Below are 16,365 nucleotides of genomic sequence, written 5' to 3' on the forward strand. Positions count from 1 at the left end.
CATCGGTACCTGGTTGCTCATCCATGCGCCAATCCCGATATTTCTGGTCTATGCGCCAGCTCCGATATGCTGAGCTATCTATTGGACTGCACGAGGAAAATAGCTGCCGCCGGAGTTTCGGTCGGGTTCGCTACATTGGGTGCAGAACTGCCCCGCCTGAGATAAGTCTCCCCAAATTCCCATTGAGCAGCTGATTCAGCAGGCGCTCGACACCAAATTTCCTTCCGTCTCCCGCGCCCTCCCTTCGGCATCAGCAAGGAGGCTGACAAAGCTTTCGTTGAAGTAGCCCCTCATGTAGAGCTGGAACCCTGGCGCCACGGGCGGCGGAAAGGATCTGATGGATTCAATCGTGCTGCTGTAATCATTGCAAGCGGAAAGCGTTCCACGAACGAGGAAGCCAAGCGCCGGCAGCAGGGGGACTAGATCATTCGGCTTCCTCTCTTCTTCTCGCCACAAGTCAATCGATGCGAATGGGTTGAAGGATCGCTGTATATAAAAGCCATCCTCGGTTGCAAAAATCGTCTGAATGGATGATCCATGGTGAATTATTTTATCCCGGAACCGACGCAGGCTAAGAAAAAAATCTGCTGACCTGAAGTAGAAGCTCGCCAGCTCCATGGGGATTGAGAACTTCTCTGAGATTTCCTGTGCTGTCATTGGCTCGTTATTTGACATCACCATTTCTCGGAAGGATCCCCTAAGCTTCTTGATTCTCCAAGAAGGGTTGGCGGGTTGGATGGTCTCCCACGTCTTCGCTACCACTTCTTGAAGAAGGTCAAATATGCTTCTGCACAGAGATAGCAAGTACTCAAGCTCAGTCACCACCATTCGAGTAACGCCCTGACCTATGCCAGCCTGGCAGGACTCGAAGTGCCGAATTTTTGCAATAGATGCTGTGATGTTGAATAGGTCATCGCGTATTCCTGTTACAGCCTTCTGCAGTGGCAAAAAGCAGGAATTCTGAGAAACGAAGTTAAGAAAGTGGAAAGTGAAGTCGCTCTGCAGCTCTGGGGACGTGCCGAAGTAGTAATTTTCGGCCGGCCACATCCTAATTTCCACAAGGTCATCGCCAACCTTGATCCAAGAGCGCCAGTCTGTTCCGTCATGAAACACCAAAGAGCTAATGAACCGCCCCTCTATTCTGGACAAGTCTATAAATGGTATGACTGAGAGATTGGCTTTATTCATGGTGCTTGAATAGATCCTGTGACGGATGCATACAAGAAATAAGCTGTGAGATTTTTTGCGGCTTTGCTTGGCTGTCGAAAAAACATAGCGCTCCCGCCCTTAGCCCCCCCCCTCCAGCCCAGGCGTCTCGGGACGTAAAATCCGGACTCATACTTCTTCAAGCTTCCTTAAGGGCTATGCATGCGCGTCTGCATGTGGATTCTCTTGAGTTAGGTCTACGCCCGCTTACGGCGATGCCCGGACGAGCAGGACAAGACTGGAGACGCCCGCGACTATTGGAAAGACAAATTCAATGAGAGCACGAGCCCAAGAAATTGGCCCTACAACTCGTTCAAGCACTGAGTAACGATCGACGTGGCCAGCGTTACGCCACATGGCTCCAATGCGACGCTCAATCTCAGCCAACTCTTCCCTATCCTCATCTGTAAGCGATCTGCTCTCAAGCATTGACTTGCGAACGTTGTCGTAGCCTTGCGATTCTTCCTCCCAGGATTTTGCTGAGAAAGACATGCGCCAAGCCGCAAAGTCTGCGGCCGCGGTAACCACGAACGATAGTAAAAGAAACGCAACAACCAATCCGATAACCCAGAGCATTGAGCCACGGTCGGCTTGTGAGAACTCTATACCCAATGCAGTAATTTTGGCTGGAATGAGGCCGGTAGTTGAGATGAATATCGCGATAACGCTTGCAATTAACAGCGATTTTCGCACTGAGCGAGTGTGTGGTGAAAGGGGGTCGGAAATTCTTACAATGCTTACTTCGAATGAGCTCACTTACCCTCCTCCAGCAAGAACTGCCAGGCGGCCGGATACTTGGGTGCGGCCACCTGGTTTATAGACAGTCCAACGGATGATGGACGCCCAAAGTACGGCTCGATCTTAAGGTGGCTACTGACGGTGCACAAGCTTACGCGCAAGCTAAAGGGTGGCATGCACTACGTGAATGTCTGACCTAAGTGGATGTTCAAGCAAGCTGCACATCGGTCGTCGGAACGTGTCCACTCCTACCCCCGATAAATCCTCCTAATCCCCTGCCCCGTCGATGTCCCCCTCCCGGCCGGAAGCGGACATCGTCAGGTCACTTGATCGCCCACAAGAGCATTCCCACTCTGGTCGGGTTGTGGCACCTCGATGCTTTCCTGTTGTTGCATCCCACCGCCTTGAAGCTGGAGCGACCGGCTTGTGTGCGATCTAATCGATCGGCCCGACTGCCTCCTGCGTTCGCCATCGCCTCCATTTGCTGGGCTTCAGTTCACTGACGATCACGCCGATCACGATAAGCGCGGCCCAGAGAATGGAGAGACCAGGATGGCGCTCACCGGCGATCCGGCCGATGATCCCACCCCATACCGACTCGCTGGCATAGATTACGGTAGCCCGGGTGGGTGAAACGGTCTTCTGCGCCCAGTTCATGGTGAACTGGATTAACATGCTGGCGGCGCCCAAACTCGCCGCGGCCCCCAGCCACACCCACGAGAAGGCCGGTATCGACTCTCCGGCGAATGGCATGGCGCATAAAGTAAACAGGGCACCTGCTAGAAGTTGAAGTGTCGTGACGCGCCGGGCAGCAACTTTGCCTGCGTAGTGCCCAATGAGAATGATCTCGCCCGCCAATGCGAACGCACTCAGCAATGTCACCCGCTCGTCCCGGCTCATGCTCAGTGCGCCATTGTACGGCGGAACTACTGCGCTTCCGCTGCAGCTTCAGCGGCGGCCTTCTTGAGATTCAACTTTGCCATCCGAGCCCTAACCCCACCTTCGCGATCACCTAACCGCTGAAGAATCTGCCGTTCACTGAGCGTAAAGTGCTTCTTCTTCGTTAGTGCTACGTGCGCCAGCGTCGGATGATCCACAAGCGGCGCCATGTCGCCATCGAGCACGTTCGTATCCAAGAAAACAAACCTCTGCAAAGAGCGCAATCGGCTGACGAACCGCACGTGATCGAGAGGCGAGCATTTCATGTACATCAGGTTGACCATATGTTTGCCCCTCACCAGGTCCGCAAAACCGCGGACGTTCTTGCAGTGCTCGAAACGCAGTTCACGGAGCTCGTTTAGCTCGCAGATTGGGTCGATGCACTCCAGCTTCGGCGCGAAACCGACGAAGAGTTCGCGCAGACCTTGCATTGTTTCGAGCCCCTTCAAGCTCTGCAGCTTATTGAAATAGAGCGAGAGCTTCTCCAGCGCGGGCAGGACGGACAATTCGGTGATGTCACATGATGCTGGACTGAATCCGCCCAGTGCCAAGCCCTTCAAGCGTCCGAGGCTTTCGTCGACGCGAAATTTCCTACTCCATGGTTGGCCTAGTGATTCGAGCTTAGTGAAGGGACTAAGGTCGTCGATGGCATTCGGCCCCGCGTTGGTGAAGAAATGCTTCAGCCACTCGGCATTTCCTCCCAGAACGGACAAATCGACTTTGTCGAAAAGCATCAAGTGAAAATCAGCCACAGGGAAGAACGCCTCAATGAAGTCGATACTCTTGAGGCCAGGATTCTCGTGATCCGAAATGCCGAGTTGCGTGTATTGCCCGGTTCTCCACAGCTCTACGCACTGGGGTACGTGCTCAGCGTCCACGTAGAGCGTGCGGCCTTGCAGTTCGAATTCGAACACTGAGTCAACCACTCGTGTCCGTCCGGGCAGGCTAGCTTGATCGCTTTTCATGGCGACCAGCTTGCCACGACCCAAGACTTGGCGTACAGCGCGGCCAGCCGTTCGCCATTGGGACCGCCCTGGATGATGTACTTCCCACCTCCTCCGCGAATGATGGAGCACTCAGAGGGAGGTGGCGTGAACTGCGCTACCACTCTTGCGCGCGCGAGCCCATGCGCCATTCACGCGTCCTTCACGCGTCTTTTTGGCCCCAAGCAGACCTCTTCCCTAACCTCGATAAACACCCCAATCCCCTACCCAGCCGACGTTAGCCTATGGCCAGGAACGGACATGCTCCACAATGATGGCCGCCTTCAAACCGGGACGATTCAAAATTCTGTCTATGCAAAAATCTGCACACGCGTCGTGCTCAATTTCGGCTCATACCCGTGCTGTCTGCTCGCCAAAGGCCGATCGTCATGCTTCGGTGTCGCCGTGCAGCGCGGCACGCATGCGACCCTAATCCAAAGGGCGTATCACCCCTTCGACATACCATTGCAAATCGTCAGGTCTTGAAACCGTAATGGCCAGATAGCAGCTTTGCCCGGGTGCTACGGCGTAGGATAGTGCATCGTCCGATGCCTGTGTCATCCCGCGCCCCCCCGCTGCTGCATACCATCGAACCGTCCGTGCAGCTGTTTCACAACCCGTACCTGAGTGCCGGTGAAGAAGGCGCCATCGCGCGACGGAAACCGCAGCTACTCGGCCGTTTCCCGGCGGGCAGCCCGCAACCGCTGCGGGCCGGTGAGTTGCGCAGTAGCCGACGCCATCACCGGCACTATTCCCAGCAATATCACCGCTGCGCTCTTCATGACGTCTTGCCCGTAGTTTTACCGAAGCCGTCAATGATAGCGATCCGCCTCAGCAGGACGCTGCGCTACGGCACCGGCAGGAATGCAAAAAAGGTAATGGCATGCGTTCTATTCGCTGCGCAGTAAAAGCAGTGAATACAGTCAATCTCCTATAGCGCAAAGGCGCCATCTGGCCTGCCGCATCAGCCAGCCTGCTGGGCGATATCGGCGTTCTTGATTAAGTCCGGCCGCTGCAGCCGATTGATCACCAGCCGCGGCACGCATCGGCGAATCGCCTCGGTGCTGGTGAAAACCTGTGGGCAGATACCCGCGGCCGGCGCCAGCACGGGGCTTCCCACGGCATACAGGCCACGGCGTAGCCGATGCGGCGAGGCCACCCCGAGCACCGGACGCAACACGCCCGGACGCAGGCTGGTATGGGCCAGCCCCGAGCGAGCCAGCACCTGTTCTGCCTTCCCCTTGACCTGCAGGGGCATCATCCTGCTGCCGGGATCGGCCGCCATGCCGGAGATGAAGGACACATAGCCGGCCTGATTGGCCGCGGCATGGCCCACAATGACCCCTTCCAGGGTCGCCACAGTCGCCTCGAGGTAGACGGCCTCCGACATTCCAAATAGCCGCGGTCCGCCGCAATACAAGCAGGCGTCCAGGCCGCGCAGGTCCAGACCGTCCAGCGCGTCGTTGAGTAATCCGTCAGCTGCAGCGCCTGCACCCGGGGATCGAGGGCGGTGAAGGGGCGCGACACCAGCACGCTCACCGCTTCCACTTGGTCGCACTGCAGCAGCACGCGCACCACGCCTTGGCCGACCAGGCCGGTGGCACCGCCCAACAAAATCCGCTTGCCCACTTTCCGGTTCCTTATCGGTGTTGACGGCAGCGCTGAGAACAGTAGCGCACGCTGTCCCATTCACGCGCCCACTTGCGTCGCCACGTAAATGGCCGCGCGCAACGTGCGCATAGCTTTTGCGGCAGCTCGGCCTTTTTCCGCATCCGCGCCATCAGATCGCCTCCGCATGCGGCCCCGGGCACGCTTTAGGGCCGCAGCCATCCCGCCCGGCCGGCCAAGGCAAGTAGTGGTCCAAGTGATGGAGTGGTCGTGTGATCACGCGATTTCTACGCAGCGGCTCTGCCATTTGATGCATCCAGAGCGATGGCCGCTGCGTAAACACTTACATTCTCCGACCGTGTATGCCTGCCATGCGCCTGTCCTTCCCCTTCGTCCTGCCGCCGCTGGTGGCCGCGCTACTCGGCGGCTGTGCCCAGGCCAAGCACTCCCCTATTACCCCGGTCGAGTCGGTGGACTTTCCCCGTTTCAAGGGGCGTTGGTATGTGAGCGGGATCATCCCCACACGCTTGAAGCGTGGCAGCCACAACCCGGTGGAAACCTATCGTCTGGACAGCAAGGGCCAGATCGGCACCTGGTATCGGTACCCTCCAGACAGCGTCGATGCACCGGTCAAGCTGCTGGCCTCCACCGGCCTGTTGCAGCCGGGCACCGACAATGCCGAGTGGAAAGTATGCTTCTTCGGCCTGTTCAAGACGCAGTACCTGATCGGCTGGCTGGCACCGGACTACAGGGTGGTAATGGTGGTACGCGATGCCCGCGACTACCTCTGGTGCATGGCTCGCACCCCGGTCGTGCCTGCAGCCGACTACCAGGTAATGCTTGATCTCGCCTCGGCGCTGGACTATGACGCCAGCCGGATCGAGCGCGTCCCGCAACGCTGGCAGGAAACCCGCCAGGACAAGGACACGTTCCACGGAGAGTGCCAATGAAATGGCTGGTACTGCTGTTGGCCTTGTTGATGCCGCTGGTGGGCTGGCTCTCCAATACCGGCCTGCCTGGGCCGAGTAGCGGCGAGATACCCGCCCGCTACCCGACCCTGATCGTTATCGCCGGCTGTGCGTTCGCGATCTGGGGGCCAATCTTCCCGCTTGATGGAGGGTTCGCCCTTGGCCAGGCGCTCAAGCTGCGCGGCAACCCGTGGTATGCGCTGGCCGCCGTCCGGGGGCTGCTCGGAATGTATGCCCGGCAGCAGGCCTCGGCACTGGCAGGGGCTGGCGTAGCCGCAGTCATGGCACTGTCACTGGCGGTGCTGGTGGTGTTCATCACGCTGATCATCGGCCTGTCCCACTGGCAGCCCCGACAACTGGAAAGTGAGCCGTGACTTGCCTGCGTTTGGTGCTGGGCGACCAGCTCAATCCCGAGCATCCCTGGTTCGCCAGCGTGCGCCCGGACGTGGTCTACGTGCTGATGGAGATCCGTCAGGAGACCGACTACGTGCTGCACCATGCGCAGAAGATCCTGGCGATCTTCGCGGCGATGCGTCGCTTTGCCGACCAGCTGCGCGCGGCCGGTCACAGGGTCAGCTACCTGGCCATCGATGCGCCGGACAACAGCCAGTCGCTGACCGCCAACCTGGATGCGCTGCTGGCCCGGCACGCGGCCGGCACGCTGGAGTACCAGCCCCCAGACGAGTGGCGGCTGGATCAGCAGTTGTGCCAGTACGCCGCGCAGCAGTCGATACCGGTGCACTGTGTGGACAGTGCGCATTTTCTGACCGAGCGGGATGAGGTGGCGCAGTTTTTCGGCAGCCGCAAACGCTGGACGATGGAGCTGTTCTACCGCCACATGCGCCAGCACCATGGCGTGCTGCTCGAACCGGACGGCCAGCCGCTGGGCGGACGCTGGAACTTCGATGCCGACAACCGCAAGGCTTGGCGTGGCGACCCACCTGAACCGCCGGACCTGCGCCCACGCCACGACCTACGCACGCTGTGGCAGACGATCAGCGCCGCCGGGGTGGCCAGCTTCGGCGAGCCGAGCGAGCAGGCGCTGCGCTGGCCGCTGGACCGCGGCGAGGCGCTGCAGCAGCTGGAAGCCTTCATCAAATACGGCCTGCCGCATTTTGGCGACTACCAGGACGCGATCAGCGCAAAGGCGCCGCGGCTGTTCCACTCGCTTTTGTCCTTTGCGCTGAACGTGAAGATGCTCAGCCCGGCCGAGGTGATCGCGCGGGTCGAGGCCGCCGGCCGCGATGGCCAGGCGCCACTCGCTGCGGTTGAAGGCTTCATCCGCCAGATCCTGGGCTGGCGCGAGTATGTGCGCGGAGTGTACTGGGCGCAGATGCCCGGCTATGCCAACAGTAACGTGCTGGGCCACACCCGACCCTTGCCGGACTGGTTCTGGACCGGCAACGTCCGCATGGCCTGCGTGCGCAGCGCGGTCAAGCTGTCATTGGCCAATGCACATGCCCACCACATCCAGAGGCTGATGGTGATCGGCAACTTCGCCCTGCTTGCCGGGCTCGCCCCGCAGGCCCTGCACCGCTGGTACCTAGGCATCTACATCGACGCCTTTGAGTGGGTGGAGCTGCCCAATACCTTGGGCATGAGCCAGTTCGCCGATGGCGGCCTGCTGGCGACCAAGCCGTATGTCTCCGCCGCAGCCTACCTCCACCGGATGGGCGACCATTGCGGCCAGTGCCCCTACCGCCGCGACCTGCCCACCGGTGCCAAGGCCTGCCCGTTCAATGCGCTGTACTGGGGTTTTCTGGACCGGCATGCAGACACCCTGAGTCGCAACCCGCGCCTGGCTATGCCCTACCGGCAACTGGCACGGATGCCAGCGAGCCGGCGCGAGGCGCTGGCGCAGCGGGCCTGGCAGCTGCTGGCCAACCTGGACGCGCTGTGATTATCAACACGCACCGGCCGGACCCTGCCTGTCCGGCTGCCCCTGCTCCCTCCCCCTCCCGCTCCCCCTTGCTACCGCGAGCCCTGCCATGTCCCAGCCCCTCACTGATTCCACGACGCTGCATCCCCTGCCAGCTTCCGAGCGCGTGCGCGAGCGCCTGCGCAGGGCCGGCCACCGCTTCCATGCCAATGACAACATTGCCGACCACCTGCAAGAGGGCGAGTTGGCCGCGATCGAGCACGAGGTCGCGCTCAAGGCCCAGGAGCTGCTGCGGGCGCTGGTGATCGACGTGGACAACGACCACAACACCCAGGACACCGGCCGCCGTCTGGCCAAGATGTTCGTGCGTGAGCTGTTCGCCGGCCGCTACCAGCCGGCCCCGACAGTGACCGAGTTCCCCAATGCCGAGCACCTGAACGAGCTGATGATCGTCGGCCCGCTGCGCGTGCGCAGTGCGTGCTCGCACCACCTGTGCCCGATTATCGGCCGGGTCTGGATCGGCGTGCTGCCTGATGCCGGCTCCAACCTGATAGGGCTGTCCAAGTACGCCCGTCTGATCGAGTGGATCATGGGCCGGCCGCAGATCCAAGAAGAAGCGGTGAGCCAGATCGCCAACCTGCTTGAGCAGCGGCTCAAGCCCGATGGCCTGGCGGTGGTGATGGAGGCCGATCACTACTGCATGCACTGGCGCGGGGTGAAAGACGACGGCTCGAAGATGACCAACAGCGTGATGCGCGGCAAGTTCCTCAGCGACCCGGCGCTACGTCGCGAGTTCCTGTCACTGCGACACCAGGATTAAGCCACGCCTCAGCGTCGCAAACGCAAATGGCCTGCCGGAATACCCCCAGCGGGCGGTTCTGATCGGTATGTCGGCCCGGCTACAGCCCGAGCATCGACTGCACCTTGCGCGCCAGACAACCGTTGAACTGCGGCGCCCGAAACATGTGCACGCCTGGGGCCGGCTCAGCTACCACCACCCGGTCTATACCCCGCAGTCGGTGGTGGCATAGCAGCAGCGCGGTGGAAGTGGCCAGCGCGCTGGGCGTGGACTGGTCCGCTGGCCCTGCCGGACACCGCGCATGAGCGGCCCGCTGCACAGCGCGGCCAACGAGGGGGGGCGCATCACCACCGCCACCACCCGCGAGTGCATGCCTTCGGCTACAAGATGGCCCAGCTCTACCTGGACCTGGACCTGGACCTGGACGAGCAGGAGCAGGTGTTTCCCGGGCGCTGGCTGTAGTCGGTCGGCCGGCGCAACCTGGCCCGCTCCGAGCGCGCCGACTCCCTGGGTCTGGCCAACCTGCCGCTGACTGAGGCGGTCATTCCGACGGCCAGGAGTGGATGCTCTCGCACGACCTGTTCCAGCGCCGCTGAGTTCCGCGCCTGGATAACGTGGCGGGTATCGGCGTCATCCAGCCACATACCTCGGACACGCCGCGGTGACGCCTCGCGGCGGCCCACAGGATGGACTTCACCAACACCGCCGACTCGGCGAAATACACGGCTTGGACACCGCTGGTGCCACCGTGTTGCTTGCATCGCCCATCGCCGAGAGGGGTTCTAAGGCTATCGCTTGTGTACGCCGCGTCAACGCCAACCCCCAGCTTCTAGTCGATGGATTTTCGGGCTCCGATCGCTCGTTGGCGTGCATCCAAGCGTGTACGTGCTGCGTATTGGAACAAGCATGATCCTGTGCACTTCCCTTTCAGCCTGGAGAGCCCCAATGAAGTCTGCTGCCTTTGTCGTTCTCGCTGCCGGTCTGGCCGCATCCGTTACAGCTCACGCGTCCGGTGTCGAAGCTGGCAAGTGGAGTTTTTCCGCCTTCGGTGGCGTTGACATGCCGACCAGCGGCAACGTGCACAGCGGTGCAATCGCGCCAGTGCCCGACCTCGGACCGCTCAACCCTGCGCTGGCAGGGGTCAGTGCCGAGCTGCGTATCCAGTCGCGCAGCCATGACCGCATCTATGGCCTGGCCGACACCTACGGTCTAGAAATGGGCTATGGACTGAGCGATCGCGCCGAGCTGTTCGGACAGGTGCGTTACAGCCATGCCTCGCCCGGTCGCGTGCAGGTGGGTGGCGCCTACGTGCCGGCGCTGGACACCGAGCTGCCGGTGTACGGCCGTTTCAGCGCCTACAAGAGCTACGGCGCCGAGTTCGGCTACCGCCGTTTCTTCATGCAGCCGGGCGCTGCGCGTCCTTTCCTCGCCGCCCGCATCGGCGCGACGCGCACTGACGCAATCAACGCCTCGTTCGATATTCCGGATGCCGCCATTTCCATTCCCGATGCACGCTTCACCAAGAAGACCTGGTCCGCGTCCGGTGGCCTCGATGTGGGCGTGATCATTCCGGTCGGCGAGACCTTCAGCTTTACTGCGCAGGCCGGCGTTCGCTACGTCGACAAGCTCAGCGGTGATGACGCCGACATCGGTGGGCTCGGCTTGGGCAGCATCAACAACGATGCCAAGCGGATTTCGGTGCCGATGAGCGTCGCCGCCCGCTGGGACTTCTGATTCGGACGCTGCTTCAACAGCCGCACCGTCCACGCTGCCACAATGGTGCCCGGACGGTGCGGTTAAGCGAGCAAATCGTGACCATTCGAGGATCAGTTCACGAAAGGCTAAGTAATGCCTATTGCCTTGATCCGTCACTCGACCACGTATGTAGCAATCCTGCTAGCTGATGGGAGCCTGACATCAGGTAGTCCGAAGCACCACACTTGGCCAACCACGCCGGTAGGAATGGCGTCCAGATCCTAGATATCTCCTCACGCGCGGGCTGTCGGACCGACATTTGCCCGTGGAGGCCAACCCAGGTTTCGGCCAGCAATGATTACGAGCGGAGCAAGCATCCTGCCAGCGCCCGGCCGCTCGACGACCCGCGCCTTCTAGTACGAATGGGTCAGCTTCACCACTATAGCCGGGGCACTCTGAGACTTCGCCGCATGCGCGAAGACCTGGCTGATGCGGGCGCGACGGCCAGCCTGAACCGGATAGCACGCCTGATGGCGGCCGGCAGCCTGCAGGGTTGGCCTCTGCGCAAACGCCGGAGACCAGGTGGGTGACCGATGTCACCGACATCAAGACCCAGAAGGGCAAGCTGTATCTGTACATCGTGCTGGAGCTTTACGAACAGCGGATCGCGGGGTGGTCAGTGCATGATCGGCTGGACCGTCAGATGGTGATTCGAGCGGTGCAGATGGCGGTGCGGCAACGGCACGGAAGTCATGCGGTGATCCTGCATTCGGAGCGCGGCAGCCAGTTCCGCAGCGGTGACTATCAGGGATTCTGGCCGCCAACGGCCTGATCGGCTCAATGAGCGCGGCGGGGCATTACGTTGACAACGCGACCTGCAAAGGCTTTTTTGCCCTGCTCCAGCGTGAGCGTATGGATCGAACGAGCTACCGCACACTGGGTGCGGCACGAGCGGATGTATTTGACTAAATCGAGCGACGCCACAACCCAAGAATGCGGCGAAGGGTCGCCAAGCAGGATCAGAAGATTGCAGCTATTTCTTAAACCGTCCGTGATATCCGGGTAGAACCCAATGCAGTCTCGGTCCAGTCGGCATTCGGTCTGGCATTCCGAACCCAAGCTGCCTCCAGATTGCCAAGCATCGGATCAGCAAGGACGGGACGGAGATGCAGCTCAGGCAGTGGCACTACCTTCTGGTCGGGAAGAAGTCCTGAGCTCCGCGGGTCTTCCGCCACTGGATCCACGCGATCGCGGCGACGAAGAAAACGCTGCAGAGGTAACTACCTTCCGGCCCTTGCGCGCCACCGGTCAGGGCGTCCAAGCCTTGCGGCCGCAGCGCCACCAGCAGCGCCGGCAAGTGTGCATCCATGCCGGTGACGGGCCATTCGAAGCCCGTCGCGAGCAACCCGTTCCACCCCGCGTGCCAGCCCATCACGCCCCAGATATTGCCGGTCCGCAGCGCCCAGGCGCAGGTAAACAGCGAGAACAGGAAGATGCCGAGCGTAACCCGGAGCGGCTGGTGCGGACTAAAATGCAGGAAGCAGAAAACGAGCGACACCAGCAGCACTGCCGCCGCGACATTGGCCTTGCGCGCTACCAACGAGAGCATCCAGCCGCGGAAAATGATTTCCTCCACGCTCGCTTGGAAAATGAAGCTGAACAAAAGCAGACCGATGTTCAGCAGACTGACGGGCGACCGCCAGGCCTGCCCAAAGCCGGCCGCTGTCTCCGTACATGCCGGTGCTGAGCGCGATCAGGCCCACGATCGAGAACAGAAAGGCACCAATGAAGGTGGCCAGCGCACCTTGGGCCCGGGTGTCTTCGATCAGCAGGCGGGCCGCGCGCGGGGTGGCGCTGCTCGACGCGGACCCGTAGGCCGAGACCATAGTGGACAGCGAGAAGGTGGTGACCGTCAGCATCGACGCGGCAAGTATGCCAAGAATGTTACCGACGGAATCGGCGCCGATCCGTGCAGCAAGGCCGGAGGGAATGAGGAACTTGAGGAACGCACCGGCCAACGCCGTGATGATGCCCAAGGCGCCATACAGGGTCGAGCGGAACCACATCCGCTTGGTAACTTTGCTCGCTGCAAGCCTCAATCTGGTGAGCACGGGCTACGTCCTGGGCAGTTCGACCATCAATAGCACGTCGGTCCCCGAGGCCACGTCAACGCACGTTTACGCCCGGCCCAAGGCAGATGCCGCTCCTCCGGGCGGCATCTGTGTACGGATTCTACGAGCGCACCTTGTCCAGGAACTGACGGTGGCGCTCGTACTGATCGAGCACATCGTGGATGAGCTGAACCTTCGTCCACCCCATGACGTCGTAGTCCTGCCCGCCCTCCCGCAGATAGACCTCCGCGCGGTAATGGCGGGTACCCTCGCTGACCGGTCGACGGGGATCCTGCAGGGCGAACGTCGGCGGCTGATAGGGCTGGGGCCGCACGGAGTAGAAGAAGTCCATCTCCTCGCCATGCCCAACCTGCAGCCACGCACGACGATCCTCCCCCTTGGAGACGTGGACCGGCAGATCCTGCTTGCGCAGCTCAGCCGCAACTTCTTCCAATGCAGGAATGACGCGCTGCTCGATGAAGCCGGTCACCTCGATCTTCAACGGGTTGTGCGCCAGAAGGCGCAGGCGCGCCCGCCAATCCTCGCTGGTCCCCGGCAGGATACGTGCATCCCGCAGGATCGAGCGCTTGGTCGCATCCAGATGCATGGCCTTCAGCAGTCCCCAGCACATCAGGATCATGACGATCGTGAATGGCAACGCGCTGGCAATGGTGGCTGCCTGCAACGATTCCAGCCCGCCGGCCACCAACAGGGCAATTGCCAGGCCGCCGACCAGCAGCGCCCAGAAGATCCGCTGCCAGACCGGTGATTCCTCCTCACCCTTCGAGGTAAGCATGTCGATTACCAGGGCACCGGAGTCCGCTGAGGTTACGAAGAACAGCGCAACCAGGATGACCGCCAGCGAAGAGGTCAGCATGGTCAGGGGCAGGTGCTCCAGGAACTCGAAAAGCGCCATCGAGCTGTCGGTTGAGACCGCCTGCACCAACTGCTGGATGCCCTCCGCCCGCACCATGTGCAACGCGGTGTTGCCGTAGATGGTCATCCAGAGGAATGTGAAGCCAAGCGGCACAAGCAACACCCCCACCACGAACTCACGGACAGTGCGTCCACGTGAGATGCGCGCGATGAACATGCCAACGAAGGGCGACCAGGCAATCCACCAGCCCCAGTAGAACAGCGTCCAGCCACCCAGCCAACCCGTGGGTTCGTAGGCATAAAGGTTGAAGGTCATCGAGAAAAGCTGGGAAACGTACATGCCGGTGTTCTGCACCAGTGCCTGCATCAGGTGCACGGTGGGTCCACAGACCAGCACGAAGGCCAGCAACGCTGCCGCCAGGATCATGTTGAGCTCGGACAGCCTGCGTACGCCGCTGTCCAGGCCAGCCACGACCGAGCCGGTCGCCACCAGTGTGATGACGGTGATCAAGCCAACCTGGACGAGCGTACTGACCTCCAGGCCGAACAGGTAGTTCAGGCCGGCGTTGATCTGCATGACGCCCAGCCCCAGCGAGGTGGCCAGGCCGAAGATGGTACCCAGCGCGGCGAACGTGTCTACAGCATGCCCCAACGGGCCGTGGATACGATCGCCGATGAGCGGATACAGTGCGGATCGGACACGCAGCGGGAGATTGTGCCGGTAGGCAAAGTACGCCAGCGACAGCGCTACCACTGCGTAGATCGCCCATGCGTGGATGCCCCAGTGGAAGAAGGTGATGCGCATGGCCTGGCGGGCAGCTGCGGCCGACTCGGGCGAGCCGACCGGCGGCGTGGCGTAGTGCATGATGGGCTCGGCAACGCCGAAGAACATCAGACCGATGCCCATGCCGGCAGCGAACAACATGGCGAACCAGGAGCCGTAGCTGTAGTCCGGCGTACTGTGGTCAGGGCCGAGTTTGATGCGGCCGTAACTGCTGATGGCGACGCCGACGACGAAGACCAGGAAGCCGGCCACCGCAAGGATGGTGAACCAGCCTGCATCATTGGCAGCCCATGACTTGGCCGCGGTGAACCACCGCGTGGCTATATCGGGCGCGATGGCAGCAAGCGCGAGCAGCGCGATGACGATGGCTGCCGTGGGAATGAACACCTGCGGAAGAATCCGCTGGCGAACGGGGGGATGTTGCGGAGCCGTGCTCTGCATGGATACCTCCGTGTTGTTGGGTGAAGAAGCCTCCGGCTTGCGCGAGCCCGATCAGAAGTAGAAGCCGATGTTGAAGTTCAGCCGTGAATGCCAGCGGGAAGGACCTCCCTCGTCGATGCCGATACCATCACCACCGGCAAACCACATGTTGCGGCCAGCGATCCAGTCGACATAGGTGAGCATGATGCCTTTCTGCAGGCTGCAACCGGTCACGTTCTGCCACGAATCACGAAGGCCCGCGCGTTGCCCGACTGGGCGGGTCATGCTGAGGTTGTTATAGCAGGTGATTTCATCCAGCCAGCCCTTCTGGCCGAACGAATAGGCGATGTTGGCGCTTGGCACATCCGCCTGCGCTGCAACCTGGAAGGGGGATTCGAACGCCGACATTGCGATGCGATCTCCGGGCACGTCATACCGGTACCGCGCCCACTGCAACTGCGCGGTCCAACCATCGCGCTGCCACTGTGCGTGGAGGACCGCGCCCTGATGACCGTATTGACGCCGTGTCTGAGTGTTCTGCACCTTGCCAGCAAACGCTGATGCGCCCAGCAACAGTTCGCCGCCGCCCCAGTCGCGCGCGCTCTCCACGCGTGCATGCAGTCGTTGCCGCTCGCGATACGGCAACGCCTCGGTCTGCGCGACATCAAAGGAGTAGCGATCGTAGCGAGCCCCGGACCCGTATTCGTCTCCGGAGAACCAGCCAAGATGCCAAGTTGTGCTGCCGCTGCGGTGAATCACCACAAGGCCCGGATCGTAATCATCCTCGATGCCCAGGTAGTAGCCGGAGCCGAACCAGAAACTCTGCGAAACGGTGGGGAGCAGCCCGAACGGGACTTGCTGGATACCTGCCTTGAGCTGGGTAGCATCGGAGAACTGCCAGCCCGCGTAGGCGTGATGCACGGCGTCGAAGCCATCGTACCAGCGGTATTGGGCAGAGAAGGAAAACGGTCCGGTTCCAGCGTCAAGGTCCGCACGCATCAGTTCAAGCTGAAGGCGGCTGGTCGGCCCGTAGTCGAGCCAGCCGTAATTGAACCTTACCGCACCACCAGGCTTGAAGTAGGAATCGCCGTTCCGACCAGGTTCGGATGCCTCTGTGGGTAAGGAAACGCTGGCGAGCAAGGCAATGGCAATAGAGGAAATTACTCTCACGATCGGGCTATCTGCCTCCGAGTTCCACATGCGAAAGCGCGCCAGTGTAACGTTGCATGTTGTGAAGAACGCGTCGCCCGACGGCCGACGCAGTGCAGTCCCGTGTCATCAGGAGTGGAAAGTGTTCCCAGCGAACGAGGCGATCTTTCCGTCAGATACCGGCAACCATCAAGATGTCAGCGATTGACG

Annotated in this window: 15 protein-coding genes and 1 pseudogene; 6 read left to right on the forward strand and 10 right to left on the reverse strand. The window is 61.2% G+C overall.

What is annotated here, in order from left to right:
- Positions 1-195: 195 nt before the first annotated feature.
- From ACSDHM_RS08730 to ACSDHM_RS08755, 6 genes are all read right to left on the reverse strand, one after another.
- Positions 196-1,188, reverse strand: a complete 993-nt coding sequence (locus ACSDHM_RS08730; RefSeq protein ID WP_439426865.1) for a hypothetical protein — start codon at positions 1,186-1,188, stop codon at positions 196-198.
- A gap of 225 nt (positions 1,189-1,413) precedes the next feature.
- Positions 1,414-1,962: a hypothetical protein gene (locus ACSDHM_RS08735; protein ID WP_439426866.1), complete on the reverse strand. Its 549-nt coding sequence runs from the start codon at positions 1,960-1,962 to the stop codon at positions 1,414-1,416.
- A 417-nt stretch (positions 1,963-2,379) separates the two neighbouring features.
- On the reverse strand, positions 2,380-2,844 hold the full coding sequence (locus ACSDHM_RS08740; RefSeq protein ID WP_439426867.1) for an EamA family transporter: 465 nt from the start codon (positions 2,842-2,844) through the stop codon (positions 2,380-2,382).
- Between the two features lie 26 nt (positions 2,845-2,870).
- Entirely contained in the window at positions 2,871-3,797 is a 927-nt protein-coding gene (locus ACSDHM_RS08745; RefSeq protein ID WP_184013679.1) for a leucine-rich repeat domain-containing protein, read from the reverse strand.
- A gap of 1,033 nt (positions 3,798-4,830) precedes the next feature.
- Positions 4,831-5,256, reverse strand: coding sequence for a hypothetical protein (locus tag ACSDHM_RS08750; RefSeq protein WP_439426868.1), 426 nt, complete (start codon positions 5,254-5,256; stop codon positions 4,831-4,833).
- Positions 5,257-5,506: 250 nt separating this feature from the next.
- On the reverse strand, positions 5,507-5,647 hold the full coding sequence (locus ACSDHM_RS08755) for a DUF2256 domain-containing protein (RefSeq protein WP_111188304.1): 141 nt from the start codon (positions 5,645-5,647) through the stop codon (positions 5,507-5,509).
- A 198-nt stretch (positions 5,648-5,845) separates the two neighbouring features.
- Here ACSDHM_RS08755 and ACSDHM_RS08760 point away from each other — a divergent pair, with 198 nt between their 5' ends.
- The 6 genes and pseudogenes from ACSDHM_RS08760 to ACSDHM_RS08785 all read left to right on the forward strand — a co-directional run.
- Positions 5,846-6,424, forward strand: coding sequence for a lipocalin family protein (locus tag ACSDHM_RS08760; protein ID WP_353949939.1), 579 nt, complete (start codon positions 5,846-5,848; stop codon positions 6,422-6,424).
- Entirely contained in the window at positions 6,421-6,816 is a 396-nt protein-coding gene (locus tag ACSDHM_RS08765; RefSeq protein WP_111188306.1) for a hypothetical protein, read from the forward strand. The genes ACSDHM_RS08760 and ACSDHM_RS08765 overlap by 4 nt, the downstream gene beginning before the upstream one ends.
- Complete coding sequence (locus ACSDHM_RS08770) at positions 6,813-8,342, forward strand: cryptochrome/photolyase family protein (RefSeq protein ID WP_111188307.1); 1,530 nt, start codon at positions 6,813-6,815, stop codon at positions 8,340-8,342. The genes ACSDHM_RS08765 and ACSDHM_RS08770 overlap by 4 nt, the downstream gene beginning before the upstream one ends.
- 88 nt (positions 8,343-8,430) lie before the next feature.
- A complete protein-coding gene (gene folE / locus ACSDHM_RS08775; RefSeq protein ID WP_111188308.1) occupies positions 8,431-9,141 on the forward strand; it encodes a GTP cyclohydrolase I in 711 nt (236 codons plus the stop codon).
- Positions 9,142-10,065: 924 nt separating this feature from the next.
- Positions 10,066-10,854 carry a hypothetical protein gene (locus tag ACSDHM_RS08780; protein WP_146257121.1) on the forward strand — a complete coding sequence of 263 codons (789 nt, stop codon included), beginning with the start codon at positions 10,066-10,068 and terminating at the stop codon, positions 10,852-10,854.
- A gap of 290 nt (positions 10,855-11,144) precedes the next feature.
- A pseudogene (locus tag ACSDHM_RS08785) lies at positions 11,145-11,881 on the forward strand (IS3 family transposase); the annotation flags it as partial.
- A 120-nt stretch (positions 11,882-12,001) separates the two neighbouring features.
- On the opposite strand, the gene ACSDHM_RS08790 reads toward ACSDHM_RS08785, so the two are convergent.
- The 4 genes from ACSDHM_RS08790 to ACSDHM_RS08805 all read right to left on the reverse strand — a co-directional run bounded on the left by ACSDHM_RS08790 (position 12,002) and on the right by ACSDHM_RS08805 (position 16,206).
- Positions 12,002-12,451 carry a CPBP family intramembrane glutamic endopeptidase gene (locus tag ACSDHM_RS08790; RefSeq protein ID WP_439426869.1) on the reverse strand — a complete coding sequence of 150 codons (450 nt, stop codon included), beginning with the start codon at positions 12,449-12,451 and terminating at the stop codon, positions 12,002-12,004.
- Entirely contained in the window at positions 12,342-12,926 is a 585-nt protein-coding gene (locus ACSDHM_RS08795; protein WP_439426870.1) for a DUF2254 family protein, read from the reverse strand. The genes ACSDHM_RS08790 and ACSDHM_RS08795 overlap by 110 nt, the downstream gene beginning before the upstream one ends.
- Positions 12,927-13,047: 121 nt before the next feature.
- On the reverse strand, positions 13,048-15,027 hold the full coding sequence (locus ACSDHM_RS08800) for a BCCT family transporter (protein WP_439426871.1): 1,980 nt from the start codon (positions 15,025-15,027) through the stop codon (positions 13,048-13,050).
- A 51-nt stretch (positions 15,028-15,078) separates the two neighbouring features.
- On the reverse strand, positions 15,079-16,206 hold the full coding sequence (locus ACSDHM_RS08805) for a hypothetical protein (protein ID WP_439426872.1): 1,128 nt from the start codon (positions 16,204-16,206) through the stop codon (positions 15,079-15,081).
- Positions 16,207-16,365: the final 159 nt, after the last annotated feature.

This window comes from Stenotrophomonas sp. T8 (genome assembly GCF_051853085.1).
GTDB classification, from domain to species: Bacteria; Pseudomonadota; Gammaproteobacteria; order Xanthomonadales; family Xanthomonadaceae; genus Stenotrophomonas; species Stenotrophomonas sepilia.